This window comes from Streptomyces cacaoi (assembly GCF_006539165.1).
Classification (GTDB): domain Bacteria; phylum Actinomycetota; class Actinomycetes; order Streptomycetales; family Streptomycetaceae; genus Streptomyces; species Streptomyces cacaoi.
Map to the genome: position 1 here is coordinate 275000 of NZ_BJMM01000003.1, position 26223 is coordinate 301222.

Here is a 26223-nt window from a genome sequence, read left to right on the forward strand (position 1 = left end):
CTGGACACCCCGCTGGACCGACCCGGGCAGCGCATCGGATCCTGGCCGGGTGTCCGACAACGCTTCCTCTCCCCGTACGCTGCCGTGGTTCTCCCGCTCCGGCGCCCGCGCCTGGCGCTGTGCGCCCGTGCCCGCCGAGGTACGGGACTTCCACCGCACGCTGCCCGACTACGCGCCCACCGCGCTGAGGGAACTCCCGCCCCTGGCCGCGGAGCTGGGGGTCGGCCGGGTCTTCGTCAAGGACGAGTCGCACCGCCTGGGGCTGCCGGCGTTCAAGGCGCTCGGCGCGTCCTGGGCGGTCCACCGGGCCCTGGCCGAGCGTGCGCGCAGCGGGAGCGCGCAGGAGCCGGTGACCCTGGTGACCGCCACCGACGGCAACCACGGCCGTGCGCTGGCCCGCACCGCCCGGCTGCTCGGCCGGCCCGCCCGGGTCTTCGTCCCGCGGGGCGTCCATCCCGGGGCCGTGGCCGCCATCGCCGCCGAGCAGGCGGAGGTGACGGAGGTCGCCGGGGACTACGACGCCGCCGTGCGGCTGGCGTCCGAGGCCGCCGCGGCCCCGGACGCGCTCCTCGTCCAGGACACCGCCTGGCCGGGCTACGAGCAGATCCCGCGGTGGATCGTCGAGGGCTACACCACCCTGTGCGCCGAGATCGACGAGCAGCTGGCGGCGGCGGGAGCGGGCGAGGGGCCCGGCCTCGTCGTGGTGCCCGTCGGTGTGGGCTCGCTGGCCCAGGCCGTCGTCACCCACTACCGCAGCCGCACCGCGCGTGCTGCTCCGGCGCTGCTGTCGGTGGAGCCCGAGAGCGCCGCCTGCGTCCTGGCGAGCCTCGTCCGCGGGGAGCCCGTCGGCGTCGCCACGGGCGCGACCACGATGGCCGGCCTCAACTGCGGCACCCCGTCCAGCATCGCCTGGCCCGACCTCAGCGGGGGGCTGGACGCCGCGGTCGCCGTGTCCGACGCCGCCGGCGCCGACGCCGCCGCCGACCTCGCGGCCCTCGGGGTCTCCTCGGGCCCGTGCGGGGCGGCCCCGCTCGCCGGGCTCCGGGCCGCGCTCACCGGCGAGGGCGCCGCGGACCGGCGCGCCGCACTGGACCTGGGCCCGGCCTCGACGGTCGTCCTGCTGAGCACCGAGGGCACGGCCGCCAACCCGCACGCCACCACGAGCGGTTGAGCGACGGCCCCCCGGGCGGACCGGCTGCTGGACCTCGTGATCGAGGGCGTGCGCACCCGGCGTGCGCGCACGGGACCACCGCAGCGGAAGGCTCCTGACGGTCACCGAGGGAAACGCCTCGGGACCGCGGGGCGCAGTGCGAGGAGACACCCGCTACGAGGCGAACTCGACTACCGGATACGGGTGGTGACGTGGTCGGCGTCCTCGTGGTGGGCGCCGCCCCGGGTGAGCGCGGTCCGTGCCAGCTCACGCAGCCAGGCGTGGGCCGGGTCGGAGTCGTAGCGCTGGTGCCAGGACAGATGGACGGGGGCCGACGGCAGTTCGAGCGGCAGCGGGAGCGCGACCAGACCGAGGTCGGCGACCGCGGTTCGCGTCGTGGCTTCCGGGACGCACGTCAGCAGGTCGGAGCCGCGCACGAACTCCAGCGCTGCCGCCTCCGTCGGCGCGGACGCCACCACGCGGCGGGTGAGGCCGCGCCGAGCGAGCGCGTCGTCGAGGGCGTTGCCCAGGTTGCCGCGGCGCGAGACGGTGACGTGCTCGGCGGCGGCGTACCGCTCCACGGTGAGGGGCTCGGCGTCGGCGAGCGGGTGCCCCTGCCGCGCGACGACCACGAGGCGGGTCTCGACCACGCTCTCGGTACGGATGTCCGGCGCGCTCGGGGGATCGGCGTTCGCCTCCAGATCGACCTCGCCGCGCCGCAGCCCGGGGGAGTCGAGGCTCGATTCCGCGACGAAGCGCACACGCACGCCCGGCGCCTGCGCGCGCACGGCCGCGAGCAGCGCGGGACCGCTCATGGCGACCAGGGAGTCGTGCCAGCGGAGCGTGAACGTGCGCTCCAGCGTGGCCAGATCGAGCGCGCCGCTCGGTGCCAGCACCTCCTGGACCTGGTGCAGCAGCGCGTGCACCTGCTCCCGGACGGCGAGCGCGTACGGCGTCGGGGTCATCGTGCGGCCGGTGCGCACCAGGATCTGGTCCCCGGTCGTGCGGCGGAGCCGGCCCAGGCTCCGGCTCATCGCGGGAGCGGTGACGTGCAGACGCTCGGCCGCCCCGGCCACGCTTCCCTCCTCCAGCAGTGCATCGAGCACGGCGAGCAGATTCAGATCCAATTGCATCTGAGTAATCCTAGCCGTGCTTGACATGCACTTGGAGTCAGCTCACGGGCTGTATACCGTGCAGGCAGAGAGCGCGGAACGGAACGCACCGCAGCGCCGACCGGCCTCATCACCCCTGGGCGCCCCTGGGCACCCCTGGCCAACCCGGGGCACCCCCTGGGCATCCCCCTCGTCACACGGAGCACCACCATGTCTGCAACCCTTCGGACCCCCGATGCCGCCGCGTCCGACAGCGCACTGCTCGGCCCGACCGCGGAAGCCGTCCGCGCGGCCGGTTCGGCGCTGCGCGAGCGCTTCGGCGAGGTGGTCCACCACCGGAGCCGCGAAGAGCTGACCCGCGCGCTCGCCGCCAACGACGCCACGGCCCTCGACATCCTGCGCCCGCGCCTCACAGACCTGTGCCCGGACGCCGGCTGGGTCGAGGACGAGCTGGACGGCGGGGCGCTGCCGCCCGGCGCCTGGTGGGTCGTGGACCCGGCCGAGGGCAACATCAACCATCTGCACGCGCTGCCGGACTGGGCGGTGACCGCCACCCTGGTGCGCGACAACCAGCCGGTGCTCACCGCGGTCCACCTGCCGTCGACCGGCGAGACGTACACCGCGCTCACCGGCGCCGGCGCCTTTCTCGACGGCCGGCCACTGCACGTCTCCCCGACCGCGGACCTCGGCCTCGGCATCGTGGCCACCAGCCAGGCCCGGCCGGACGAGGACGAGCAGGTCGTACGGCGCATCGGCTCCTCGATCACCGCCATGATGCTCGACGCGCTCGTCGTCCGCGCCGCCGTGCCCGCCACCCTGCATCTGCTGGCCGTGGCCGCCGGCCGGATCGACGCCTTCTGGCAGTTCGCCGGCGCCCGCGCCGATCTGCTGCCCGGGGCGCTGCTCGTCACCGAGGCCGGCGGACGGCTCTCCGACGCCGAGGGCCGCCCCTGGACCCCGCACAGCGCGAGCTTCCTGGCGGCGGCGCCCGGCGTCCACGCCCAGGCCGTCGCCACGCTCACACGCTGACCGCCCACCCCCCTCAACGGAAGGACCCACTCACCATGACCGCGATCGCAGTTCTCGGAAACGGCCGCGTCGGCGGCAGCCTGGCCGCAGCCCTCCGCGAGGCAGGACACGAGGTGACCGTGGCGGGCCGCGAGCCGGGCGCCGCGGCCGACGCCGCCCGGACGGCCCGGATCGTCATCAACGCCACCCCGGGGGACGGCTCGCTGGACCGGCTCGCCGCCCTGCGCGAGGAACTGCGCGACAAGATCCTCGTCGACGTCTCCAACGCCACCGTCGACGGGCCGGACGGGCTGCCCGCCGAGCTGATCCACCCCGGTTCGAGCCTCGCCGAGCAGCTCCAGGAAGCGCTGCCCGCGACGTACGTCGTCAAGACGCTCAACACCATGCTGTTCCCGGTGATGACCGCGCCGGCCTCGCTCACCACTGCGCCCGACGCCTTCCTCTCCGGCGACGACCCGCAGGCCAAGCAGACCGTCCGCGACCTGCTCGTCGACCTGGGCTGGCGGCAGGAGTGGATCACCGATCTCGGCGGGATCGAGACGGCCCGCGCCACGGAGGCCGCGATACTGTTCGTGCCCCACGTGATCCGGTCCAGCGGATTCGTCCCCTTCGCGATCTCGATCGCCCGCTGAACCGCACACGGTCCGGCCTCGACGACGTCCGCCCCGCACGGCGAGGCCGGATCGCACCCGCACCCACAACGCGACGTGCGGAAGACGGAGTTCGAGGAGGCGAGCACCACACCGTGGACCTGGACGAGATGTTCGGCGAGGGCTGGTGCCTCACCCTCGCCCCCCACCCGCTCACCGAGACCCTCCGCCTCATGGGAGTCACCGACCCCGCCCCCCGCACCGGGAGCCCGGGCCGGACCGCGGACGCCCTCCAACAGCCCCGGGGCGGGGGCGGGTTCGTCCTCGGCCGCGACGTGCCCGGCGGCTGGACCCTCGCCCTCGAAGGCGACAGCTGGATCGGCTCCGACGACGACGTCCTGCGCGCCCTCACCGCCGATGGCGGCACCGCGCTCAGCGCCTACCGCGACCCCGACACCAGGACGGCCACCCTCGCCCACGACGGCGCCGTACTGGGCCGGCTCGAACTGTCCGGCGGCTACTTCGGCGGCCCTTCCGGCAGCGTGGACACCGCCCACCCCGTCGTCGCCTCCCTCACCGCCGTCGGCTTCGACGCCTCGGACGACTGCGAGCCCACGGGCGAGGCCGGCACCGAGGAGCCGGACGGCCGTCTCGTCCTCGCCGTCCGCGTCCTGACCGGAGTCACCCTCACCGCGGCCGACCTGGAGGGCCCCTGGACCGGCGGCCCCTCCCGCCCCGCCCTGGCCCGAAACCCCCGCACAGTAGGCGAGTCGACGGCCCGTCGGTGACCGTGGACGGCCGGTGCCCGTGCTGCCCAGGCCGGGCTCGCCGGGGCGGTACGGCCCCGCACCCGGCCCGCCCGCGCCGCGTCGCTGCTCCTCGGACCTCCCCCCCAGTCCTCCTCAGTACTCCTTCGCCCCGTTCGAGTCCTCCACGCCCGTGGTCCGCGCGCCGACGGAGCTCAGCAGGGCACCGCCGGTGAAGACCAGTGCGACAGCGCCGATCTTGGCGACCAGAGGGGTCAGCAGGGGAATGTCCAGCGTGTCCTCCCAGCGCAAGTAGGCCCACGCCCCCAGGAACGCCCCGAGGATGATCAAGGCGACGGCGCCCCAGGCCACCAGGTGCGCCGGCCGGCCCTGCTCGGGCGTGCTCTCCGGCCCAGCGGTCTGCTCCACGTCCTCGTCGGTCACGACCCACTCTCCCTCGTATGCGGCGACGCTCGTGAGGGAGGACGCGGGAGCCGGGCCGGACAGTTCGCCGGGTCGGCGGGCAGATGGACCGGCGGACAGATGGCCGGGGCGTACGGTCAACGGGCCTTCGCGGAACCTCAACTCCCGTCGGCGGTACGGGCGTCGTAGGCAGCGCGCGCTGCCTGCACACGTGCCGCGTTCGTCCTGGACCAGTCCGCGATGGCCGTGGTGAGCGCTCCCGCTTCGTGGCCGAGGTCGGTGAGGGCGTACTCGACCCGCGGCGGAATGGTCGGGTAGACGGTGCGGCTGACCAGGCCGTCGCGTTCGAGGTTGCGCAGCGCCTGGGTGAGGGACTTCTGGGTCACGCCCTCGATGTGCCGGCGCAGCTCGGTGAAGCGGAGCGGGCGGTCGCTCTGCCCGAGCAAGCCCAGGATGTAGAGCGACCACTTGTTCGCCAGCACGCTCACGACCGTGCGTGAGGGGCAGTCCTTCGCGTATACGATCTGCGAGTCGGTATCCATCAGGTACCTATATATCCATCAGGTGCCTACTTCACAAGGGATACGGCTGCTGTGCAGGCTGGACGGACTGCGCGCGATGCGGGCAGACCACCCCTGTGAAGCCGAGCCGACGATGGAGGCGCCATGATTCTGGTGACGGGAGCGACGGGAAAGATCGGCGTCGAAGCGGTTCGGCTCCTGGCCCGCCGGGGCCTTCCCACCAGAGCGCTGGTGCGGGATGCGGCACGTGCGCCACAGGACGGGAGCTGGAGCGGCGTCGAGACCGCGGTGGGCGACTTCGGCCGGCCGGAGACGCTGGACGCGGCCATGACCGGCGTCGACACCCTTCTCCTGATCAGCGCCGCCGTCCCCGACCAGGAGATCGCGGCCCTCGACAGTGCCGTCCGCCAGGGCGTGCGGCACGTCGTCAAGATCACGAACCACAAGGCGACCGAGGACTCACCCGTCGACCGCCGCCGGGACCACGCCCGGATCGAGGCCCACCTCGCAGCGAGCGGCATGGCACACACCCTGCTCGCCCCGAACCTGCTCATGCAGAACCTGTTCTTCCTGGCCCCGATGATCAAGCAGACGCACGGGTTCGTGATGTCCGCCGGCGACGGCCGGTTCGGCATGATCGACGCACGGGACGTGTCCGCGGCCGCGGCAGCCGTCGCGGCCGCCCCCGCCGGCCATCGGGGGCGCACCTACCTGCTGACAGGGCCCGAGCTCGTCACCTACGCCGACGTGGCGGCCGAGCTGACCCGCGCCCTCGGCCGGGAGATCGAATACCGCCGGCTCACCCCCGACCGGCACCGCGAGCTGATGGTCCAGGACGGGGTTCCCGAGCCGGTCGCCACCTCCAACGCCCAGGTGTTCGGGCTGATCGCCGAGGGAGACGCCGCGTGGCTGTCCGACGACGTCGCCGGCCTCACCGGACACGGCCCCCGCAGCTTGCGCACCTTCGTCACGGAGCACGTCACCGCTTTCGGGTAGACGCGCGGGCGCGGCGTACGGCTGCGGCGTTCGCTCCCACCGGCCCGCGCCGCCTCACATCCGGGCTTTCAGCACGTCGACTTCACAGCCCGGTGCGAACGGGTCAAAGCCGTGTTCGACCAGCCAGCGCACCCCCAGCAGGCTGCGCAGCGACCACCACGCGTGGATGACGTCGAGGTCGACATCGGTGCCGTAGCCGGCGAGGACCTCATCGAGGCGCTCCTCGTGCCCGAGCGTCAGCGTGGCGAGGTCGAACAGGGCGTCGCCCCGGCCCGCTTCGGACCAGTCGATGATGCCCGTGACCTCGTCCCCGTCGACGAACACATGGGTGAGCTGAAGGTCCCCGTGCATGAACACCGGAGGCCGCGGCCGGAGCGCGGCCTCGGCGACCCGGCGGTTGCGGGCCACCAGGTCGGCGGGCAGGACACCGTTCGCCACGAGCAGCTCGCACTCGTGGTCGAGCTCCGCCTCCATCTTGTCGAGCGCCCGGCCGCTGCCCCGGCCGGGCCAGGGCGGCAACGGCGCCTCGTGCAGCTTCCGGACGGCGGCGCCCGCGGCGGCCCACGCCGCCGGTGACGCGGCCGACGGCTCGCCGAGGCGGCCCAGCGCCTTCCCCGGCACCGCCGCGATCGCCAGCACGGGCGGCTCGCGCCACAGCACCTCCGGCGTCGGCACCGGCGCCAGCGCCATCGCCTCCACCTCGACGCCGGTGCGCGCCTGATCGGCGTCCACCTTCAAGAACATGTCGCCGACGCGCAGGGTGGCACGCTCGGAATGAGCGACGACGACCTCGACTTCATCCATGCCGCCCAGCATCCCGGATCACCCTCCACACCGCCCGGGAATATCGCGTGCACTTGTGCGACGGACCTGCCCTGCACGCCCCGCGGCCCTCGGTGTCGTGGCGCTCCCTTCATCGAGCCGAGGGCAGAAACGTCACGTATGCCATCGGCACCCCCATCTCCCCCAACTACCGCATTCGGCACTACACTTCCTACCGCCACGTCCACGCCACGGCCCGACGGCTCGCCCCCCACCGCAGCCCGACCACCGGCCGACTCGGCACACCGGCACCGCGACAGCCCGCCGGAGTGGCGCACAACCGTCCGACCAAAGGGGCACAAGGGGGGCCGATCCATGCGCACGAGGGCGAGCGCTCCGGACCTGACGCCGCGAGATACGTCAGTGAACGCCGGACTTGCCTGTTCAACGTGTGGCGCAGGTTCTCTGAGCGCGCCGGTCTGCTGAGGATCGATGCTGGACCGGGAAGCGCAAGTGGCCCGCAGACGGGGCGAGGTGACGATGTCGCAGCGCCGCAATGCTCCGATCGGGGCGTGCTGCTCTCTCGTCGTCTTCGTCTCCATGGGGACGGTCGGCATCGGCCTCGGCTGGGACCGAAATGCCGTCCTGGTCGGCATTTTGTGAAAGGGCTGGACGAAGAGGCCGCCGCTGTGGATGAAGAAGTCGAGCTGAGCTATCGCACCATGCGGGAGGCAGCGCTCAGTCAGGCCCGGTATCGCGGGCTGGAGGAGTCCGGGATGCGGCCCGAGGCCGATGTGCGGCGTGTGACGTGGTGGCGGGTGCGCGGGCTGTGGCGAGCAGGGGAACTGCTGCCGCTCGCCGGAATGCTCGGGTTGAATGTCATGGCTGCGTGGCAGGCGCAGGAGTCCCCCGACGGCGTTCCGGCGTGGGCCGGGGTGTTGCCCGTTCTCGCCCTCGGTGCGATCGGTTTCGCTGCCAAGGGCTCGCTCCGTGCCTGGCGGCTGGCCAGAGTGGCTCGGCAGGTGCCTCATACCCGTATGCGCTATCTGCTTCTGCACAGTTATGCCATGGAGGCACCGCTGATCGTCCTGTTTCCGCTTCCCGAGGACTCACCCCATCCCGACGAGGACGAACCCGTGGGCATCATCCCGCTGCCTTACGGCCCGCTCCGTGACCGGTTCCGTGAACTCCCGGGGCCCGTCGGCGTCGCCCGGATCTCCGGTGCTCTCCGGCCGGGCGAATTCGCCGTTCCCTGGATGGGAGAACAACCGCTGTGGCCCACCCATACCTACCGGAAGCTGGATCTGGGGCATCCGCGCCATCTTCGAACCGTCCACGAACTCATACGGCCCGAATGACGGTTCCGAGGCGCGTTTCCGGTACCGGGGTGATGCGCGGTACTTGACGGAGGGCGTGGCGGGTGCCGGAGGGGGCGGCTTTCCCTGTGCCGGTGGGAAGTTCGGGAAATTATGTGCTCGGGAAATTTTGTGTTCGGGAAGAGGGGGCAGGTTGTGGGGATATCGTCGTCCGCCGTTGCGTTCGGCGGGACCGAGGCGGCGCTGAGACGTTACCGGCGGCGAGCGTGGATGTGGCTGTGCGCCGGATCGGGGGCGTGCGCGGCGGGCTTGGTGATCGGGGCGGTTGCCGAGGCGTCGGGGGTCGGCTGGGCGGCTTCCGTGATGGCACGGGTACTCGGTGCCGGTGCGGTCGCGGGGGTGATCGGTGCGGGGAGCGTACGCATGGCGGCCCGGATGGGCCGGGCGCTGTCGGCCGGGCCGTGGGTCGCGTGCGTCGCCGTGGATCTTCCCTCGGCCCTGTGGGCGCCACGCGTCGTGCTGCGGGCCCCGGACACCGGCGAGTTGTGGGTCTTCACCGTCGTCGCTGTGCGGCGGCGCCTGCAATGGGCGGAGCCGGGGCCGTCGGGGGCGCTGTGGTGGTGCGGTGACCCGCAGCGGGGTGGCGTCCTCGCGCAGCCGGGCGGCGAGACGCTGCTGTGGGTACGTCCGACCCGTACGCTCCGCAGACGGCAGGAGGCGGTGCGCGCTGCCGAGGCGTCCGGCCGCTTGGGACGACCCTCCCCACAGCAACCCCAGCGGGCGGAGCGGTCCCAGCAGGCAGAGCCGGTGCCCCTCGGATCGTCGGCGGTGCGGGCCGCAGGCGCGCAGGTACCGCGCAGGCGGCCGGTGTTCCGGTGGATCGCGTTGCTCGGTGTGGTGGCCGGGGGGCTCGGGATCGCCGGGATTGTGGCGGCGGACGGGGATCCGCAGATCGATCTGACGGTTCTCAAGGAGGACAGCTCGGGCAACTGCACCGTCACATGGAAGGACCCGGACGACGGCCGGCTTCGCAAGGGCCCCTTCCGGTGCACTCCCGACCGGGACCCGTCGCTGAGCGACTGGGACACCGGCTGGGTCGTGTCGTACGGGCCGTGGAAGGGCGAGCTCTACAACGCAGAGTGGGAGGGCGCGACCGCGAACACCGTCAACGACGGCCTGCTGGCGGCGGGTTTTCTGCTGCTCGTGGGCGCAGCGGTCGGAGGCGGGATCAGGGTGGTGCAGCGGCGGGCCGACCGCCGGGTGGAGCAGCGTGCGACCGCCCTCGCCGCGGAGTGGGCAACCGCGGGGGAGCGCCCCGGCGTTTCGCTGGTCAAGTCGCCGACCGGGGTCTCGCTGCACAAGTCGCCTGCCGAGGACGGCCCCGAGCTACCCGAGCTACCCGAGTGACCCGAGTGACCCGAGCGAGCCGACCGATTGCCGTACGGAGACGCCTGAGAGGGCGGAGACCTCGGGGGATGTGCGAGCGGTTCTGCGGACGGGCGAGGTGTTCAGTGGGTTCTCACTCGCCCTGGGGAGCGTTGCGCAGCCGTTCCTCCAGGGCGTCCCGCGCCGAGTTCCATTTCCGCGCGGCTGCCTGGGCCCCGTCGAGCCACGGGAGAGGTTCCGTGCTCGCCCAGGAACTCTCGTACGGTCCGATGTCGGTGCCGTGCGCGGCACGTTGTCGTTCCCGCCGCTCCTCCCACCTGCGCCGGTTGTCGGCCTCGTGGTGGTCGATCCACGTCAGCCCGTCGAGGAATTCCCCCGTCAGGCGGCGCTCTTCGTCGTCGAGCACTTCGCTGTGCCGGATCAGAAAGGTGTTCACCTTGGGCACTTCGGCGCGCAGGTCCTGTCCTCCGGCGTTCCAGCGGGACCGGATCTCCAACTCGCGGAGGGTGTCGAGCAGTTCCTGGAGGGCTTCCCGGCGCCGTTGGTCGTACGGTTCGCGGGCCGTCCGGCGTCGGTCCGTCTGTTCCAGTTCACGGCGGACCGTCTCGTTCTCCGCCTGGCGCCGCTCGCTGCGCCGCCACTGGAGATATCCCAGGATCGCGACGAAAACCGTGGCACCCACGGGAAGCGCGGCAGTCACCAGATCCACGAGGGGATTATGCCGACGGCGCTGTTCCCTCGGCCAGCGTCGGGACGCACTCGCCCTCGCGGGCGGGGACGGGCCCGCGCCCGGTGCGTGGAGACGGGCCCGCGCCCGCAGGCGGGAACGGGTCCGGGTCCGCGGGCGCGCTCCCGGCCGGAGGAGTCCGGACGGGAGCGCAACCGGAAGGAAAGGAGCGGTCCCTCACCGAGAGGGCGGTCCTCACCGAGAGGGAAGGCGGGGCACCTGGACGTTCACCTCGCCGCAGCCGACGCGCTTCGCCTCGGCCTTGACGTACGACGGCAGCACGGCGAGCCCCAGCGACCGGCGCTCGGACGCCGTGTCGTCATCCTTGTCGGGGTCCTTCTCCCAGGCCACGAACGCGGTCCGGCCCCGCTGGCAGTCGGCGGTGTAGACGCTGAGGCCGCCCGCGTGGGCTCCCTCGCCGTCCCCGCCGAGACGGTCGGCGCGCTGTCCGAGCGCTCTGGAGACGACGCGCGCGAGCCGGGGTTCGGCCACGGTCGTCAGCCGGATCCTGTCCATGCCGAACGGCCGCCCCACGTCGCACGAGTGGACACCGCCCCGTAGCGGCCCGTCCGATGTGGTGCCGGGCGTGGTGCGCACCGCTGAGGCGTCCTCGCCACGCGCCCAGCCGGGGAGCGCCACGCCCTGGAGACCGCACAGCCGTTCGTTGTCCACGGCCTGCACGCTCTTGCCCTCCGGCGGGCCGGGAAGTCTCGGCGGGTCGGGGTACCGGCCCTCGCAGCCGTACTTCTCCATGACCCCGTCGGCCAGCCGTACGACCGCGCGGGACATCGCGTCGAGGCCGCGCCGCGCGTCGACCTCGTTCACATAGTCGGGGTCGGATGCGTCGGAGGCGAGCGTGACCACCCGCAACGGCGGGTTCTCGCCCGGTTCGTAGGAGCGTTCGTGACAGCTGGTCGGCAGCGCCACCCAGGCGCGCTGGGAGGAGGCCATGCCGGTGATCCCGCCGCCCAGCGGCGTCATCCGGGAGGAGAGGTACTGCCTCGTCCAGTCCCATGCCTGGGCGCCCTTCAGCTCACCCAACGTCCGTACCGAAGCCGTGACCTCCGACTCCAGTTCGTCCGCGCCGAACCCCTGGATGCTGCACTCCGTGTGCATGGGGTCCTCCGTCGCCCGGCGCAGCGGCAGCTCCCGGCTCCGTACATCCGTGTCGGTGAACAGGGCCTCCGCGACCTCGGGGGAGAGCGAGCCCCAGCACATGTCCCGTGCCACGAACGGGAGTTCACCGGAGCGCCACGCCATGACGCCGGTGCCGAGCAGCGCCCCGACGAGTGCGCCGACGACGGCGATGCCGCCCCGGCTGCGGGCCATCCGCCGGAGCCGGCCGGGCTGCTTCGGCGCGGCCGGCGGTGTGGCAGACGGTGCGGCGGCGGCCCCCGGCTCCTCCGGGTTGTCGTTCATGTCGTCCTTTCCCCCGGGGGAGCTGTCCCCGCAGTCGTTTCCGGAGCTGTTTCCGGAGCTGTTTCCGGTGCCGGCCTCGGTGCCGTCCCCGGGGCAGCAGTCCGTCGCACTGCCCGTGGAACTTCCCGTGGAACTGCCCGCGGCGCTGTCCCCGGGGTGCTTCTCGGAGTGCTTCTCGGAGTTCTTCTCGGTCATGAGCGCGGTCCGACGGCCGGACAGCCGAGGCGTTCGGTCACGGAGTCGGCGGACCGCGCGAACAGATGCCGGACGTCCGGTTCGGCGGACGAGGCCAGCGGGCCGTCCAGGTGCAGGAAGAAGACGGTGGGCCGGCCCCGGCACTCGGCGGTGACCAGCCCGTCCCGGCGCTCGATCCGGCCCGTGCCGCGCCACCCGTCGCCCGGGGACCGCTCACCCGCCATTCCCGCGAAGAGCCGTACCAGCCGCGGATGCGACGTCACCACGAACTGCCCCCGCGCGGCGACCTTCCCGCCCGGCCCCTGCTGCCCGTCGTCCCCGTCCCCCGGGTTCCCCTCGCTTCCTCCGTCCCTCTCGTCCCCGTCCCCCGACAGTTCGAGGGAGCAGGACTGGAGACGCGTCCCGACGGCGCTCGCGTACCAGGCGAGTTCGCCGTGCGCCGGTGGGGCGAACCGCATCCCGGCAATCCGGCACGCCGGCCCGCCTCCGGAGCGGGGCCTTCCGTCCGGCACGGTCGGTACGGGGGCCGAGAGCTGTGTGGGCCGGCCGCCGTCGCAGCCCGCCTTCTCCCGGGCCGTCTCCGCCAGGGACAGCAGCAGATCGGTGACCTCCCGCTCCGAGTCCAGCTCCGGCACCTGGCCCTCCGACCGGACGGTGACGACCAGCGGCACGTCCCCGCTGTCGCACTCCTCGGGCAGTACGAGCGTGCCGCGGTCCGTGCTCACGACGCCGGGCAGCCCCTCGGGCAACGGCACGGTGTTCCCATGGAGGGCCTCCGCCAGCCACGCCCGTCGCGGCCCGCCCGTCGAGCGGGGCGGCGGGCCGACGCGGGCGACCAGCCGGTCGCCGCCGGTCCCCTCCCGGGCCCGGTCGCCGGTCACGCTGGTGTCGGGGTGCTGCATCTCCTCGGTGCCGGGCACGCCGTACGCCATGACACAGACGGCCTGTTCACCACGGTGGGGCGAGCCGGACTCCTCGGCCACCCGCGCGTAGTCGGCGCCGAGCACCCGTGGGCCGCTGTCCTCGGCCCACGCGCCCCAGCAGTGGCTCTCCGGCGCGAACGGACCGGCCCGCACCGCCCGCGTCGCCAACGCCGCGCCGCCCAGCACCGCGAGAGCCAGCGCCACGACGAGCACGAGGCGGCGCCCGGACATGCGTGCGCTGTGCACCACGTTCTCCCCTCCCGGTTCCCGGTTCCACGACCGCCCCGCGCCCCGTCGCGGAGACACCGTCCCTGTTCGACGGCCGACGATCAGCGGAGACTACCTGTCCTGAACGCGCGTTCGGCGAGGAGGGCGACCGCCGGGGCGTTCCGGAAACCCCGGAAAGGGTCAGGGACGACAACGTTCAAGACCGTGCGACGACGCTCAAGACCGGGCACCAGGACAACCGGGCGCCGGGAGCCACGTCGAGCGGGCCCGCCCGGCGTTCGATCTGCTCGAACCCCGCGTACGGCGGTGGCGTAGCGTATCGGCATGCACGAACGGAGGCCGGAACCCACCCGTCGCGAGCTGCTGCTGGCCGCAGGTCGTGATGCCTTCGGGCGTATGCCCTACGACGAGGTGTCGCTGAGCGAGGTCGCTCAGGAGGCCGGGGTGGCACACGGACTGCCGTTCCACTACTTCAAGAACAAGCGCGGATTCTTCATCGAGGTCGTCCGGTCGCTCGCCGAGGAGATGCGCATCGCCTACGACGACCTGAACGGGCTTCCGCACGGCGAAGCGCTGCGTGCCGCGATCAACCGCCACATCGACTACTTCGAACAGCGGCCCCACGTCCTGCTGGGCCCGATCCGCAGCAATCTGGTGACCGACTCGCGGGTCCGCGACGTGTTCGAGGAGACCCGCTGGGACGGCGCCCTCGCCGTGCTGCGGCTCATCGGCATCGACGAGCCGACCGAAGGAATCCGGCTGCTGATGCGCTCCTGGCTCGCCTTCCACGACGAACTGCTCGTGCAGTGGATCCTCGAACGCCCCGTCCCGCGGCCCGCGTTGGTCGAAGTGCTGGTCGCCGGGCTGACCTCGATCCTGGGCTCGGTCACCCTGCTGGAGGCGGGCCCCGGCCCGGACCTGTCCGCACTGCACGAACAAACCGCCTGACCGTCCTGGCCGCCGATCCCTCCTGACCCGACGGGGCCGTCCCGCCGCGCAGTCACACGCCTTCTCACCGGCCGCCGCCCCGTCCTCCCCGCGCGGACGCGTCTCGCCTCGGCTCCTATGAGCTGCCAACTCCGGCACGACTAGTCTCTACTCCTCCTTTCTCGGCTTTCTACCGCCACGAAGCACCACCTCTTCCCTCATCCGCCTCCGCGCGTAGTACACGGTCTGCCCGTTCCCTGCGATTACCAAGTAAAGGGATCCCTTGACGCTTCTCCTTGCAGGAGTATCACGCTCACCACCACCACTGCGGCGAGTACGAAGATCAGCCATACGGCCATCCCGCGAGGTCCGTCTCGAAGTCTCCTGTCGCGGATATCTCGCCCGGCCGCTTCATCTTTCGCAATCATCTTGGCCAGCGGTTGGCGAAACGGCCGTACTGCGACTACCAGGGCGATGAGGATGAGGGCATATAACGCGAGAATGGAGCTCGCCGTGTAGCCTTTCGCCCAGTAGGCTCCGAGCATCGTCGGAACGCCGGCCAGGGGGACAGCGCTCATCTGGCGCCGCGCCTTCGGCTTGGGAACCCAGGGGACCATGAGCGCCCAGAATGCGGCAGCAGCTCCGACGTCGATGACCCACCAGGATGCGGTGGGTATGTCCGGCAGCAATGAGAAGCAACTCCCTCACATGGCCTGGCTGTTGGAGGCAAAGTATACGGCGCATGCCTGTCATCTCGCGTGGCGCAGAGAGGTAACCAACTGAAGAGTTGTGCGGCTGCGCCAGCCAACGCCCTTTAATCCCTTGGACGTTGCGGTGATCTCCCTCGGAACTCGCCCTCGATGAGCCCTGTCCCGATGGCTGCGGCAGATCTCTGAAACGCTGCTGGTCTGAAACTTTCCGTGCGGGCGTAGATACCGGAGCTCATCATGCCTGTGATGAACGGTAGGGCACCCAGGCCGCCAGCTAAATCCCAGCACCGCCAACGGAATTCCCGAAGAGAAGCCTGGGCGGATGGTTCCTTCACATGCACAGAAGAATCGTTGAGGACCACGCTTCCTCATGCCGAAGCAACCGGGCCACCCGGCCGAAGGGCATGATCCGACCGCATTCCGTGAGGAGCTCTCAGCCCGTAACAGCGCTTCGGGGCCTCCCTCGGACGTCAAGTGCCGCGCCCCCACCCCCGCGTTCATCCCCTCCCCGTTCGCCGTGACCCGCAGCCGCCCCCCTCCGCGCTGCCCACCCGAAGCCCATGACGCTTACTCAAAACCACGATTGACTCGGAGTCAACCAGGCCCGTAGCGTCCCTGCCCTCGGTTGCGGCCCGGCCGCGCGGTCGTCGTTTCCGGGGCGGCAACGAACCCCCATCGCAGTGGTGAGAGGGCGTGGACATGCAGGAACAGCACGAAGTGGTGATCGTCGGGGCCGGGCCGATAGGCACGATGCTGGCGATCGAACTGGGGCGCCGGGGTGTGGATGTGCGGCTCGTCGAGCGGCGGGAGAGCCGGCTGCGGCACCCCCGGGCCATCGGGATCCACGGCAGGTCGATGGAGATGCTGCGCCACATCGGCCTGAGCGACGACGTCCGGCGTGCGGGCGGTCTTCCGGCCGAACAGTGGAGCAGCGCCGGCTACTCGACCCGGCTCCGGGATCCCTCCCTCGGCACCGTCGACATGCTGGCGACCGCGGAGCGGGTGGCCCAGGCCCGGCAGATCTCGCCCGAACTGATCGGCTGGTGCGCGCAGGACATCTTCGAGACCCGGCTGCGCCGGCATCTGAGGGCCTACCCGACCGTGTCGGTGCACTACGGCGTACGCGTCACCGACGTCGTCCAGGACCGCCACGGCGTGACGCTGACCGGCGTCGACGAGCACTCCGGGGCCGAGCGGACCGTCCGGGCACGGTACGTCGTGGGCGCGGACGGCGGGCGGAGCCTGGTGCGGGAGAAGGCGGGCATCCCTCGCGGGAGACGCGGCCGCTGGGCCACCAGATCAACGTGTGCTTCGAAGCCGATCTGGCCCCGTTCCTCCACGGCCGCACCCACATCCTGTACTGGATCATCAACGCCGATACCCAGGGCGCCTTCCTCACCTACGACGGAAAGCGCCGCTGGGCCTACAGCTGGGGCTACGACCCCGCCGTCATGTCCGCGGAGGACTTCACGCCGGAGCACTGCACCGAGGTCATCAAGAACGCCATCGGGGAGCGGGACGTCGACATCGACATCGACGGGATCTTCTTCTGGAGGGTCGAATCGGCGCTCTCCGACCGCTACCGGGAAGGCCGGCTCCTGCTCGCGGGCGATGCCGCGCACCGGGTGCCGCCGTCGGGTGGCTTCGGCATGAACGTAGGGCTCCAGGACGCCCAGAACCTCGGCTGGAAGCTGCATGCCGTACTGCGGGGACGGGCGGGCGACGGCTTGCTGGACACCTACGAGGCCGAGCGGCGGCCGATCGCCGAGGAGACCATCGAGCAGACGCTGGCGAACGCACGCCGGGCCACCGAGGTGGGCTGGATCATGGAGGACCCGGGGCAGTTGGCCGCGATCGAGGACCCGGGCCCGGCCGGTGAGCGGGTCCGCCGCCGGATCGTGGACGCCGTTCCCGGCCAGGAGCCGCAGTACTGGTCGCCCGGCCGGCAGTTCGGTTTCGTCTACCGGGACGGCGCGCTCGTCCCGGACGGGACGGAGCCGCCCGCCTCGACCGTCACCGAGTACCACCCGAGCGGCTTCCCCGGCGCCCGGGCGCCCCACGTGTGGCTGGAGAAGGCCGGGGGAGAGCGGGTGTCCACGGTGGATCTGCTGCACACGGACTTCTCGGTGCTCGCCGGTGAGGAAGGCCGCCCCTGGGTGGATGCCGCCCGTCGAGCCGCCGCGAGCCACGGCGTCGAGCTGCGGGCCGTGGTGATCGGCGACTGCGCCGAGTACACCGAGCCGACCGGGACGTGGCGGACGCTCTACGGTCTCGAACCGAGCGGCGCGGTGGTCGTACGGCCGGACGGGCACGTGGGATTCCGGGCCCGCGCGCTCTCCGATCCGGCCACGGCGGAGAAAACCCTTGAGGAGGTGTTCGACCGCCTGCTCGCCCTCCGTCCGTAGCGGCGCCCACCGGCAGCGGCAACGGCCGGTGGGCGGAGCCGTGCGCGCCGGGAACCCGAGGGCGGGGAACCGGACCTCGCGGAGAGGAGAGCGGGGGAGGAGGCCCCCGGCGTTACCGCAGCTCGCTGAAGCGTTCGGTCGCCCGGGTGTGACCGGCGACGATGATGGTGTCCTCGGGGTGGACGACGGCGTCGGCCGTGGCGTAGGTGAAGCCCTCACCGGGGCGCTTGATGGCGACGACGGTGACGCCGTGCCGGGTACGGACGGAGCTTCGGGACAGCGGCACACCGGTGATGTCGGCGGGAGGGTTCGTCTTCACCATGGCGAAGTCCTCCTCGAACTCGATGTAGTCGAGCATCCGGCCGCGGACGAGGTGGGCGACGCGCTGCCCCATGTCGTGCTCGGGGTAGACGACGTGGTGGACGCCCAGCTGTTCGAGGATGCGCCCGTGTGCCTCGCTGATGGCCTTGGCCCACACGTGGGGGATGTCGAACGAGATCAGCAACGAGGCGGTCAGGATGCTGGCTTCCAGATCCGTGCCGATGCCGACGACGGCACGGTCGAACTCGTGGACGCCCAGCTGACGCATGGCGTCCTCCTTGGTGGAGTCCGCGCGCACGACGTGGGTGAGCGATCCGGAGAGGGACTGGACGACTTCCGCGTCCTCGTCGATCCCGAGGACTTCCGTCTCCTCGTCGACCAGTTCGAGCGCCAGGGCCCTGCCGAACCGGCCCATGCCGATGACGACGACAGCGTCCTCGCGTGCGCTGCGCCGGGTGCTGGATGCGCGTTTTCTAGCCAATGACGGGTCGCTCCTCGGGCAGGTCGTACAGACGGACGCGGTGGCGCAGGGCGAGCGCGGAGGCCACCGTGATCGGGCCGAGCCGGCCGATGAACATCAGCGCGATGAGCAGGACCTGTTCCGGTCCCGGCAGCCCGTCGGTGATCCCCGTGGAGAGGCCGACGGTGGCGAACGCCGAGGTCACTTCGAACAGGGACCGGTCCAGGCCGTTGTCGGAGAACACCATGAAGAAGAGCGTGGAGCAGGCCACCGCCGCCACGGCGAGCAGGACGACGGTGAGCGCCTGGCGCTGGACGTCGTGGTGCAGGCGGCGCCGGAAGATGGTGACCGTGCCCTCGCCGCGGATCTCGGCGCTCATCACGAAGAACAACACCGCGAAGGTGGTGACCTTGATGCCACCGGCCGTGCCGGCGCTGGCGCCACCGATGAACATCAGCACATCCGTCCCCAGCCAGGTGGCCGGGTTCATCTGGCCGATGTCGAGGCTGTTGAAACCGGCGGTGCGCGGCATGACGCCCTGGAAGAACCCGGCCAGCAGCTTGGCCGGCGGGGCCAGGGGGCCCAGCGTCCGCGGATTGGTCCACTCCAGGGCGGTGACGAACACGGCACCGCCGACGAGGAAGACACCGGTCGCCCACAGCACGATCTTGGTGTGCAGCGACCAGGTGCGCGGCCGGTTCCAGCGGCGGCGCAGCTCGAACAGGACGGGGAAGCCCAGGCCACCGCAGATGACGGCGAAGGCGATGGGCAGGCAGATCCACGGGTCGCCGGTGAAGCCCATCAGGCTGTCGGAGAAGAGGGCGAATCCGGCGTTGTTGAAGGCCGAGACGGCGTGGAAGCCGCCCAGCCAGACCGCCCGTGGCCAGGACTCGTCGTAGGCGGTGGCGAATCTGACCGTCAGGAACAGCGCGGTGAGGGCCTCCAGGAGCAGACTGACCTTCACGACCCCGGTGACCACCGAACGGACATCGCCCAGCCCGAGCGTCTTGGTCTCCGTCGCGGCCGTCAGACGGGCACGCAGCCCCATACGGCGGGAGACCAGCAGCACCAGTACGGAGGCGAAGGTCATGATGCCGAGCCCGCCGAGCTGGATCAGCGCCAGGATCACCGCGTGGCCGAAGGTGGTCCAGTACACGGGGGTGTCCACTACGATCAGCCCGGTCACACAGACGGAGGAGGTCGAGGTGAACAGGGCCTCCAACGCGTCCGCGCCGCCCGGCCCGGCCTTGGCCACCGGCAGCATCAGCAGCGCCGTCCCGACGGCGATCGCCCCGGCGAAGCCCAGGACCACCACCTGGGCCGGGTGCCGCAGCCGCGGCCACCTGCGGGGCGTCATCGAGCGCTTTTCGCCAACGGATTTCTTCGCACTGGGAGACGATAAACAACCGGGCGCCTCCTTCGCGTCGCCGCCTCCCCCTGTGTCCGGAAGGTCCTCCGCCGGTTCCTCACGGCTCGGGTCCGCAGGATGAGGCTGCCGGTGTACGATCGCGGGCTGCTCCGCACGGAGTGCGCGCTGGGGAGCGCCGCGGTGGCCCTGCTGACGGCAGGTGCGCTCACGGACAACTGGTGGATGCTGGGCGCCGGCGTCTGGGCCCTGATCGTCACCTGTCTGATCGATCTGCTCTTCTTCCGGTGACCGGCGGGAAGACCCCTGCCCACCGGTGATCACCGAGGCGACCGTGCGGGCCACGGTGTGCCGGGGAGCGGTCACACGGTCGAGCGGCCGCGCCGGCGTCAACGGGGCGCAGAAAAAGGCTCCTTCGAGCTCTTCCTGTGCGGTCGGCAGCCGCGGACGATCATGGGATCCGGGATTGAACGATCGTCCAAAGCTGCCTATGGTCGTCGGCATGGTTGCTCTCACCGCAGACGAGTTCAGGGCGATCGCCTCCGGCTACGACGCAGATCCAGGGCAGTCCATGTCCCTCCGGGCGGAGGCGTACACCGACCCCAAGTGGCACACCGCCGACCAGCGGGGGATCTTCGCCCGCACCTGGCAATGGGTGTGCCACGCGGAGAAGTTGGCGCAGCCGGGCAGCTATGTCGCCGCCACGGTCGCGGAGATGCCGGTGCTGATCGTGCGTGACCGCTCCCGCAACCTGCGTGCCTTCTACAACGTGTGCAAACACCGGGCGCACGAGCTGATTTCGGGCTCGGGGACGACACGCACCCTCGTGTGCCCCTACCACGCCTGGACCTACGACCTGACCGGTGCGCTGGTCGGAGCGCGCCGGACCGACCGCATGGAGTCGTTCGAGAAGTCGGAGATCTGTCTCGACCGGGTCCAGGTCGAGGAGTTCTGCGGCTTCGTGTACGTCAACCTCGACCCGGCCGCGCAGCCCCTGGCGCAGCAGGCTCCCGATCTCGCCGCCGAGATCATGGAGCGGGCGCCGGACATCGAGCGGCTCACCCACGCGAAGCGGCTGCACTACGACATCAGGACCAACTGGAAGAACGTCGTCGACAACTTCCTGGAGTGCTACCACTGCCATGTCGCGCACAAGGAGTTCGTGTCCCTGGTGGACATGGACACCTACGACGTGCGGACGCACGGCATCTGGTCCAGCCACTTCGCGGAAGCGGGCAGGTCGGCGAACGCCGCGTACGACGTGTCCGGCGCGACCGTCACCGAGCACTCCGTGTGGTGGCTGTGGCCCAACACCTGTCTGATGCGCTATCCCGGCCGGGGGAACTTCATGGTCCTTCAGATGATTCCGGCCGGGCCCGGGCGCACGCGGGAGACGCTCGACTTCTTCCTGGAGAGCACCGAGCCGAACGAGGCCGAGAAGCAGTCGGTCGCGTACCTGGACGAGGTGCTCCAGGTGCAGGACATCCGGCTGGTCGAGAGCGTCCAGCGCGGCATGGAGACACCCGCGTTCGACCAGGGGCGGATCGTCCACGACCCCGAGCGCAGGCCGGGGCTGTCCGAGCACGGTGTGCACCACTTCCACGGCCTGGTCCTCGACGCCTACCGCGCCCTGGTGAGCGACCCCGCCTGACCACCGCCCCAACCGACCCCACACTGGGCGCACTTGAGACCGCCGCCCCGCACGGCCGAACCCGGCCTGCCCCGGGAGCACCCCCGAGTGCCCGGCGCGCTGTACCGGCCGCCGGGAGGACGGGCCGCCGCGCCGCCGACCTCGGGTCACGGCTACTCTCGGGCGGGTGAGCGAAGGGAAGGCGGAGCCCGGGAAGACGGCCGACCGCGAGGAGCGGATCCTCGACGCGGTGCTCGTTCTCCTGTCGCAGCACGGCATTTCGGGCATCAGCATGCGCGCGGTGTCGCGGCAAGCGGGCGTGTCACTGGGGCTGGTCAACTACTACTACGACGACAAGGTCACTCTCATCGGCGCCGCGCTGCGCCGTATCGAGAAGCAGGACATGGCCATGGTCGAGCCGGACCCGGCCAGGAGCCCCGAGGACAACCTCCGGGCGGCCCTCCGCCGTGTCGCCGACGCGGAGTTCCTCACCACGCGGTACCTCTCCCTCCGGCTGCAACTGTGGGCGCTCGCGCAGGCCCACCCCGACTTCGCGGACATCAACACGGCGGCCCAGAAGCGCTACCGGGACGCGATGGCCGGGCTCATCCGTGCCGCCCGGCCGGACCTGTCCCGGGCCGAGTCGAACAGGCGCGCTGCCGACATCGACGTCATCCAGAACGGCATGTGGCTCACGGCCCTGCTGGGCCTCGACCACGCCGCCATCCGACGCAGCATCACCCGCTGCGAGAACATCGCCTTCGCCTAGCCAGGCCCCCAACTGCGTCTGCGTGGCACCGGGCGGCGACGGGCATGCGCCGAATTCCCCGTGCAGCAACGGGCGTTCGCGCGTCCGCGAGCCCGTCCGGGACCGGTCTCCGCCGTCCTCCCGGACCCTGCGCGGTCCGCTCGTTGCGCCAACCGGCGGAGTGGGGTGAACACGCCGGTGGCAGTCCTGGTCCGGGGGGCCCGCGCTCATACCCTCCCGGCGTGAACATGCTGATGCTGGCCGCGCAAGGCGGTCTGAAGATCGACTGGGCGCGGATGCCCACGTACAACACCATCATGTCGCTCTGCGCGGGCGCGGGGCTGCTGCTGGTGGTGGCGCTCGGCTGGATGCTGCTGTCGGGGCGTCAAGTGATGCCGGATGCCTGGGCCATGGGGTTCGGCACGCTGGGGCTCATCCTCTTCGTGACCGGGCTGCACATGACGCTCACCTGGCCGCTGGCGGGCCAGGGTTTCCCCTTCGACAACGTCATCTTCGGCGAGCCGTCGCTGGCCTTCGGGGCTTTGCTGCTGTTCGCCGCGTTCTTCCTCTGGAAGCGCGGCGATGTGATGCGGACGACCGCCGACCGTGGCCGCGACATCGCGGCGCTCTCCGCTCCCGTTTCCGTACTGGTCTTCGGACTTGGGCTGGCGTGCCTCGCCATCGCGGCGGCGGGCTGGCGCTACACCCTGTTCGCCGCGCCGCCGGAGGAGCCGATCTCGGGCGAGTTCGCCGATTTCCCCATGCTGGAAGCCAGCTTCATGTCCGGGCTCTATGTGCTGACGGGCGTCGGCGCGCTGCTCTTCCCGGCTGTGCTGCGCCGCAGGGGCGGCCCGGTCGCCTGGGTGGCCGGAGTGTGCTGGACGATCGCCGGGCTGGCGTTCCTGCTCTTCGGGGCGCTGAACTACTTCACGCACATCGGCCTGATCGTCAACACGATGTGAGCGGCCGCACATCCGGTGACGGGCGTGCGGAGTTCTGCGCAGGTGCCGGGACTCCGCACGCCGGGTGAGGGCCGTCATGCGACGCGACGGCCCTCACCAGTACCCCTTCGTCCCGTCGAGCAGCTCCCGCACGAGGTCCGCGTGGCCCGCGTGGCGGCCGGTCTCCTCGACGAGGTGGATGAGGATCCAGCGGAGATTGGCCTTGCCGTCCTGGCGAGTGGGATGGCGGCCCACGGCGTCCAGGGAGGCCGCCGCCGCGATCTCGTCGCTGCGGGCGCACTGCTTCTCGTAGTCCGCGAGCAACCGCCCCAGCGGGACGCCGTCCGTCCGCCAGCTGGCCTCCGGGTCGGCTCCGGCGAGAGACGGGTTCTGCTTCTCGTCCCCGCCGAGGAACACCACCTCCAGCCAGGCGTGTTCGACCCACCGCATATGGCTGATGAGTCCGGCCATGGTCATCGCCGGGGAGGTCGGGACGACGGAGCGGTGTGCGTCCGCCTCGCCGAGACCCTCGCACTTCCAGCGCAGGATCCGACGCTGGAGGTCCAGCCAGCCGAGAAGTGCGGTGCGCTCGTCGGCCTGATACGGGGGACGTTCGAGAGAAGCAGCCATGTCGGCGGACGCTAGCCCGCGCGGGCCCGGGCTGTCGTCGGGTTTTCCGCAACGGGCCGTGTGCTCAGGGCTCTTCGGGGTCCAGCTCGAAGATGAAATAGACGGTCAGCACATAGGGCTCGTCCTCGCCGTACAGACGGTCCCAGGACACGTCCACCACGCGGACGTGCTGCTCCGCCAGCCACTCCTGGACCTTCCGGAAAGCGTCCGCTGCCGTCGTCGCGAGGAAGAGCTTCCTGGCGATGGGATGCACCTGGGTCTCGGCGTCCGAGTCGTCGAAGTCCTGTGGAACGTCCAGGCAGAGGTTGGGATCGATCGCCATGGAACAACGCCCTTTCGAGTGGGTTCGCCGTGCTGTGTCGCCGGAGGGCCGGCCCCCCGGGTGCGACGCCCGGTAGGACCGCGTCACGGCCGGCAGGGTTGCTTCCGCCGTCGGTGGGCGGCCCGGCGGACGGTTCCGCTCTCGGTTCCGTGCCGGAGGCGACAGCGGCGGCGCGCGGGGTGGGGGAGCGGGGGAGCGGCGGACCTGGCGGGGTCGGGTGGCTCGGGCGGTCGTAAGCTGCTGGCATGGCCGAAGCACAGACACCCACGCCGCGTGAAGCCTTCGACACGCTGCTGGCCGGCAACCAGCGGTTCGTCGGCGGTGCGCCCCAGCACCCCAACCAGGACGCCGCCCGCCGGGCCGAGGTCGTCCCGTCGCAGAGCCCGTTCGCCGTGCTGTTCGGCTGCTCCGACTCCCGGCTCGCCGCCGAGATCATCTTCGACCGCGGGCTCGGCGACCTGTTCGTCGTCCGCACCGCCGGGCACGTCCAGGGGCCCGAGGTGCTGGGCAGCATCGAGTACGGGGTGAGCGTGCTCGGTGCGCCGCTGGTCGTGGTGCTCGGCCACGACGCGTGCGGCGCCGTCGCCGCCACCCGGTCCGCCGTCGAGGACGGCGCGGCGGCGGGCGGCTATGTGCGGGAGGTGATCGAGCGGGTGACCCCGAGTGTGCTGGCCGCGCGCGCCGCCGGGCGTACCCGGGACGAGGACTTCATCGCCGAGCACATCCGGCACACCGTCGATCTGCTGATGGAGCGCTCCCGCGTCCTGGCGGACGCGGTCGAGGCCGGACGTGTGGCGGTGGTGGGGCTGTCGTACCGGCTGGTGGACGGCACGGCCCGGGTGGTCACCGCCCGGGGCCTGGACGTCGCCGCCGACGTGGAGCAGTGACACCGGCGTAGCCGGGCGGGACCGGCCGTGCGGGGCGGCGCCGTCCGCCCGGCCGGTCAGCCGTGCATCGCGACGCGGTACAGGGCCGCGACCGCGTCGTCGAGGGGATGGGGGAGCGGCCTGCCGGAGGAGTCGAGCCTGTTCCACCTCTGGGTGTTGACGGCGACGGCCATCTGCCGCCGGCCGTCGGCACGGGTCATGGCCAGCGTTCCGCCGCCCCAGACGGTGCCGCCGTGGCCCCAGAACGTGCCCTGCCCCGGCTCCGTGGACGACGCCCCTTCCATCGGGTGCAGGCCGAGGCCGTAGGCGAGGGTCCGTCCCTCGTGGGAGACGACGGGGACGGTGCGCTGCATCTGCGCCAGCGACGAGGGGCCGACGATCTCCCCGGCCAGCAGCTTGCCGTAGAAGCGGTTGAGGTCCGCGACGGTCGATATCAGCGAGGCCGCGGGGCCGACCCAGGACATGTCGTGGACGCTGTGGTCGCGCGGCGGGTCGATCATGCCGAACCACGCCTCGTAGAGCCGGGAGTGCGGCCCTTCGACGGTCGGCCCGGAGGGGAACCCGGTGTCCCGGAGCCCGGCGCGCTCGATGACGTTCCGGGTGATGTACCGCTCGGCCGTGGTGCCGGTCACCTGCTCCAGGAGCCGGCCGAGGAGCAGGTAGTTGGTGTTGGAGTAGACGCCCGGAGTGCCGCCCGGGGTGCCGACGGCGGGTGCGGCGACGCCCATTTCGATCAGTTCGACGGGGTCGAACCGGGTGAACCGCAGGTCCTCCAGGCTGTCGGGCCGGGTGTCGGCGAGGACGGGGAACGCCCTGAGGGAGGGGTAGGCGTACGGCAGGTACTCGGCGAGGCCGCTGGTGTGGTTGAGCAGCATCCGGACGGTGACGGCGGCCCCGCGCTCCCCGGGGAGCAGCCGTGGAAGGTACCGGCCGACCGGTGCGTCGAGGCCGATCACGCCGCTGTCGACCTGCTGGAGAACGGCCGCTGCCGTGAACGTCTTGGTGACGCTGCCGACGCGGTGCCGCAGGCCGGCGGTGACGGGGCGGCCGGTGTCGAGATCCGCGACCCCGGCGGCGCCGCGCCAGCGGTGGGCGCCGTCCCGTACCTCGGCGAACACGCCCGGCATCCCGGCGCGGTGGACGTTCTCGACGGCCGCCTCCAGCGCCGCGGTGTCCAGTGGGTTCCTCGTGTCGTCCTGCACGTCGTGCGTCACGTCGTCCGTCCTCTCGCTTCCCCCGGTGTGCGCTCCGCATCGGCCGCCCTTCCCGGACGGGGAGGTCCGGTGGGGTCCTGAACTGCCCGGTGCATACGGGGCGTTGGCCCGTCGGAGCACCTGTGCCCTCATTATGCAC

The 26223-nt window shown here is 71.7% G+C and carries 28 protein-coding genes and 1 pseudogene; 16 read left to right on the top strand and 13 right to left on the bottom strand.

The features are described from left to right. The first annotated feature begins 49 nt into the window (after positions 1–49). On the top strand, positions 50–1171 hold the full coding sequence (locus tag SCA03_RS04500; RefSeq protein WP_086815188.1) for a diaminopropionate ammonia-lyase: 1122 nt from the start codon (positions 50–52) through the stop codon (positions 1169–1171). Between the two features lie 170 nt (positions 1172–1341). Here SCA03_RS04500 and SCA03_RS04505 read toward each other — a convergent pair whose 3' ends face one another. After that, complete coding sequence (locus tag SCA03_RS04505) at positions 1342–2283, bottom strand: LysR family transcriptional regulator (RefSeq protein ID WP_086815189.1); 942 nt, start codon at positions 2281–2283, stop codon at positions 1342–1344. Between the two features lie 189 nt (positions 2284–2472). On the opposite strand from SCA03_RS04505, the gene SCA03_RS04510 reads away from it, so the two are divergent. The 3 genes from SCA03_RS04510 (at position 2473) to SCA03_RS04520 (ending at position 4669) form a co-directional block, all read left to right on the top strand. Next, positions 2473–3291, top strand: a complete 819-nt coding sequence (locus tag SCA03_RS04510; protein ID WP_030878528.1) for an inositol monophosphatase family protein — start codon at positions 2473–2475, stop codon at positions 3289–3291. 35 nt (positions 3292–3326) lie between these two features. After that, positions 3327–3923 (top strand): NADPH-dependent F420 reductase, encoded by a 597-nt coding sequence (locus SCA03_RS04515; protein WP_030884965.1) that lies wholly within the window; start codon positions 3327–3329, stop codon positions 3921–3923. A gap of 113 nt (positions 3924–4036) precedes the next feature. Further along, positions 4037–4669, top strand: coding sequence for a DUF6461 domain-containing protein (locus SCA03_RS04520; protein WP_141275209.1), 633 nt, complete (start codon positions 4037–4039; stop codon positions 4667–4669). Between the two features lie 114 nt (positions 4670–4783). On the opposite strand, the gene SCA03_RS04525 is transcribed toward SCA03_RS04520, so the two are convergent. Both SCA03_RS04525 and SCA03_RS04530 read right to left on the bottom strand, forming a co-directional pair. After that, positions 4784–5071 carry a hypothetical protein gene (locus SCA03_RS04525; protein WP_141275210.1) on the bottom strand — a complete coding sequence of 96 codons (288 nt, stop codon included), beginning with the start codon at positions 5069–5071 and terminating at the stop codon, positions 4784–4786. 137 nt (positions 5072–5208) lie between these two features. Further along, the gene (locus SCA03_RS04530) at positions 5209–5592 is read right to left on the bottom strand and encodes a winged helix-turn-helix transcriptional regulator (protein WP_030878518.1); all 384 of its coding nucleotides are present in this window, start codon (positions 5590–5592) and stop codon (positions 5209–5211) included. A gap of 123 nt (positions 5593–5715) precedes the next feature. Between SCA03_RS04530 and SCA03_RS04535 the strand changes: the two genes are divergently transcribed. After that, entirely contained in the window at positions 5716–6567 is an 852-nt protein-coding gene (locus SCA03_RS04535) for an SDR family oxidoreductase (protein WP_086818263.1), read from the top strand. Positions 6568–6621: 54 nt separating this feature from the next. Here the strand turns inward: SCA03_RS04535 and SCA03_RS04540 are convergent, their stop codons facing one another. Then, positions 6622–7371 carry a phosphotransferase family protein gene (locus SCA03_RS04540; protein WP_086818265.1) on the bottom strand — a complete coding sequence of 250 codons (750 nt, stop codon included), beginning with the start codon at positions 7369–7371 and terminating at the stop codon, positions 6622–6624. A gap of 450 nt (positions 7372–7821) precedes the next feature. Here SCA03_RS04540 and SCA03_RS34970 point away from each other — a divergent pair, with 450 nt between their 5' ends. The 3 genes from SCA03_RS34970 (at position 7822) to SCA03_RS04550 (ending at position 10052) form a co-directional block, all read left to right on the top strand. Then, a complete protein-coding gene (locus SCA03_RS34970) occupies positions 7822–7992 on the top strand; it encodes a hypothetical protein (protein WP_158102364.1) in 171 nt (56 codons plus the stop codon). Positions 7993–8018: 26 nt separating this feature from the next. Further along, entirely contained in the window at positions 8019–8687 is a 669-nt protein-coding gene (locus SCA03_RS04545; protein WP_141275211.1) for a hypothetical protein, read from the top strand. Between the two features lie 381 nt (positions 8688–9068). Further along, positions 9069–10052, top strand: coding sequence for a hypothetical protein (locus SCA03_RS04550; protein WP_141275212.1), 984 nt, complete (start codon positions 9069–9071; stop codon positions 10050–10052). 112 nt (positions 10053–10164) lie between these two features. On the opposite strand, the gene SCA03_RS04555 is transcribed toward SCA03_RS04550, so the two are convergent. The 3 genes from SCA03_RS04555 to SCA03_RS04565 form a co-directional block, all read right to left on the bottom strand. Continuing rightward, a complete protein-coding gene (locus SCA03_RS04555) occupies positions 10165–10740 on the bottom strand; it encodes a hypothetical protein (RefSeq protein WP_086818260.1) in 576 nt (191 codons plus the stop codon). Positions 10741–10953: 213 nt separating this feature from the next. Next, positions 10954–12372: a hypothetical protein gene (locus SCA03_RS04560; RefSeq protein ID WP_086818259.1), complete on the bottom strand. Its 1419-nt coding sequence runs from the start codon at positions 12370–12372 to the stop codon at positions 10954–10956. After that, positions 12369–13541 (bottom strand): hypothetical protein, encoded by a 1173-nt coding sequence (locus SCA03_RS04565; RefSeq protein ID WP_141275213.1) that lies wholly within the window; start codon positions 13539–13541, stop codon positions 12369–12371. Before SCA03_RS04565 ends, SCA03_RS04560 begins: the two co-directional genes overlap by 4 nt. Before the next feature lie 306 nt (positions 13542–13847). Here SCA03_RS04565 and SCA03_RS04570 point away from each other — a divergent pair, with 306 nt between their 5' ends. Further along, complete coding sequence (locus SCA03_RS04570) at positions 13848–14471, top strand: TetR/AcrR family transcriptional regulator (protein ID WP_086818208.1); 624 nt, start codon at positions 13848–13850, stop codon at positions 14469–14471. A 242-nt stretch (positions 14472–14713) separates the two neighbouring features. On the opposite strand, the gene SCA03_RS04575 is transcribed toward SCA03_RS04570, so the two are convergent. Next, the gene (locus tag SCA03_RS04575) at positions 14714–15139 is read right to left on the bottom strand and encodes a hypothetical protein (RefSeq protein ID WP_141275214.1); all 426 of its coding nucleotides are present in this window, start codon (positions 15137–15139) and stop codon (positions 14714–14716) included. Between the two features lie 771 nt (positions 15140–15910). On the opposite strand from SCA03_RS04575, the pseudogene SCA03_RS37155 reads away from it, so the two are divergent. Then, positions 15911–16375: pseudogene (locus SCA03_RS37155) on the top strand (FAD-dependent monooxygenase); the annotation flags it as partial. An 83-nt stretch (positions 16376–16458) separates the two neighbouring features. Then, on the top strand, positions 16459–17565 hold the full coding sequence (locus SCA03_RS04585) for an FAD-dependent monooxygenase (RefSeq protein WP_371863893.1): 1107 nt from the start codon (positions 16459–16461) through the stop codon (positions 17563–17565). A gap of 112 nt (positions 17566–17677) precedes the next feature. Here the strand turns inward: SCA03_RS04585 and SCA03_RS04590 are convergent, their stop codons facing one another. Continuing rightward, on the bottom strand, positions 17678–18367 hold the full coding sequence (locus SCA03_RS04590; protein ID WP_230988478.1) for a potassium channel family protein: 690 nt from the start codon (positions 18365–18367) through the stop codon (positions 17678–17680). Further along, a complete protein-coding gene (locus SCA03_RS04595) occupies positions 18360–19703 on the bottom strand; it encodes a TrkH family potassium uptake protein (protein ID WP_086814693.1) in 1344 nt (447 codons plus the stop codon). The genes SCA03_RS04590 and SCA03_RS04595 overlap by 8 nt, the downstream gene beginning before the upstream one ends. 129 nt (positions 19704–19832) lie before the next feature. Here SCA03_RS04595 and SCA03_RS34975 point away from each other — a divergent pair, with 129 nt between their 5' ends. The 4 genes from SCA03_RS34975 (at position 19833) to SCA03_RS04610 (ending at position 23052) form a co-directional block, all read left to right on the top strand. Beyond that, positions 19833–20003 (top strand): hypothetical protein, encoded by a 171-nt coding sequence (locus SCA03_RS34975; RefSeq protein ID WP_170223829.1) that lies wholly within the window; start codon positions 19833–19835, stop codon positions 20001–20003. A 211-nt stretch (positions 20004–20214) separates the two neighbouring features. Then, entirely contained in the window at positions 20215–21363 is a 1149-nt protein-coding gene (locus SCA03_RS04600) for an aromatic ring-hydroxylating oxygenase subunit alpha (RefSeq protein ID WP_169729611.1), read from the top strand. Between the two features lie 166 nt (positions 21364–21529). Then, on the top strand, positions 21530–22111 hold the full coding sequence (locus SCA03_RS04605) for a TetR/AcrR family transcriptional regulator (RefSeq protein ID WP_030884997.1): 582 nt from the start codon (positions 21530–21532) through the stop codon (positions 22109–22111). A 227-nt stretch (positions 22112–22338) separates the two neighbouring features. Further along, positions 22339–23052, top strand: a complete 714-nt coding sequence (locus SCA03_RS04610; RefSeq protein ID WP_230988495.1) for a DUF981 family protein — start codon at positions 22339–22341, stop codon at positions 23050–23052. Between the two features lie 93 nt (positions 23053–23145). Here SCA03_RS04610 and SCA03_RS04615 read toward each other — a convergent pair whose 3' ends face one another. Both SCA03_RS04615 and SCA03_RS04620 read right to left on the bottom strand, forming a co-directional pair. Next, positions 23146–23661, bottom strand: coding sequence for a DinB family protein (locus SCA03_RS04615; RefSeq protein ID WP_030878476.1), 516 nt, complete (start codon positions 23659–23661; stop codon positions 23146–23148). Positions 23662–23725: 64 nt separating this feature from the next. Continuing rightward, positions 23726–23983, bottom strand: coding sequence for a hypothetical protein (locus tag SCA03_RS04620; protein WP_030878472.1), 258 nt, complete (start codon positions 23981–23983; stop codon positions 23726–23728). A gap of 245 nt (positions 23984–24228) precedes the next feature. Between SCA03_RS04620 and SCA03_RS04625 the strand changes: the two genes are divergently transcribed. Next, a complete protein-coding gene (locus tag SCA03_RS04625; protein WP_141275216.1) occupies positions 24229–24870 on the top strand; it encodes a carbonic anhydrase in 642 nt (213 codons plus the stop codon). 56 nt (positions 24871–24926) lie between these two features. Here the strand turns inward: SCA03_RS04625 and SCA03_RS04630 are convergent, their stop codons facing one another. After that, positions 24927–25997, bottom strand: a complete 1071-nt coding sequence (locus SCA03_RS04630; RefSeq protein WP_086814861.1) for a serine hydrolase domain-containing protein — start codon at positions 25995–25997, stop codon at positions 24927–24929. Between the last annotated feature and the right edge of the window lie 226 nt (positions 25998–26223).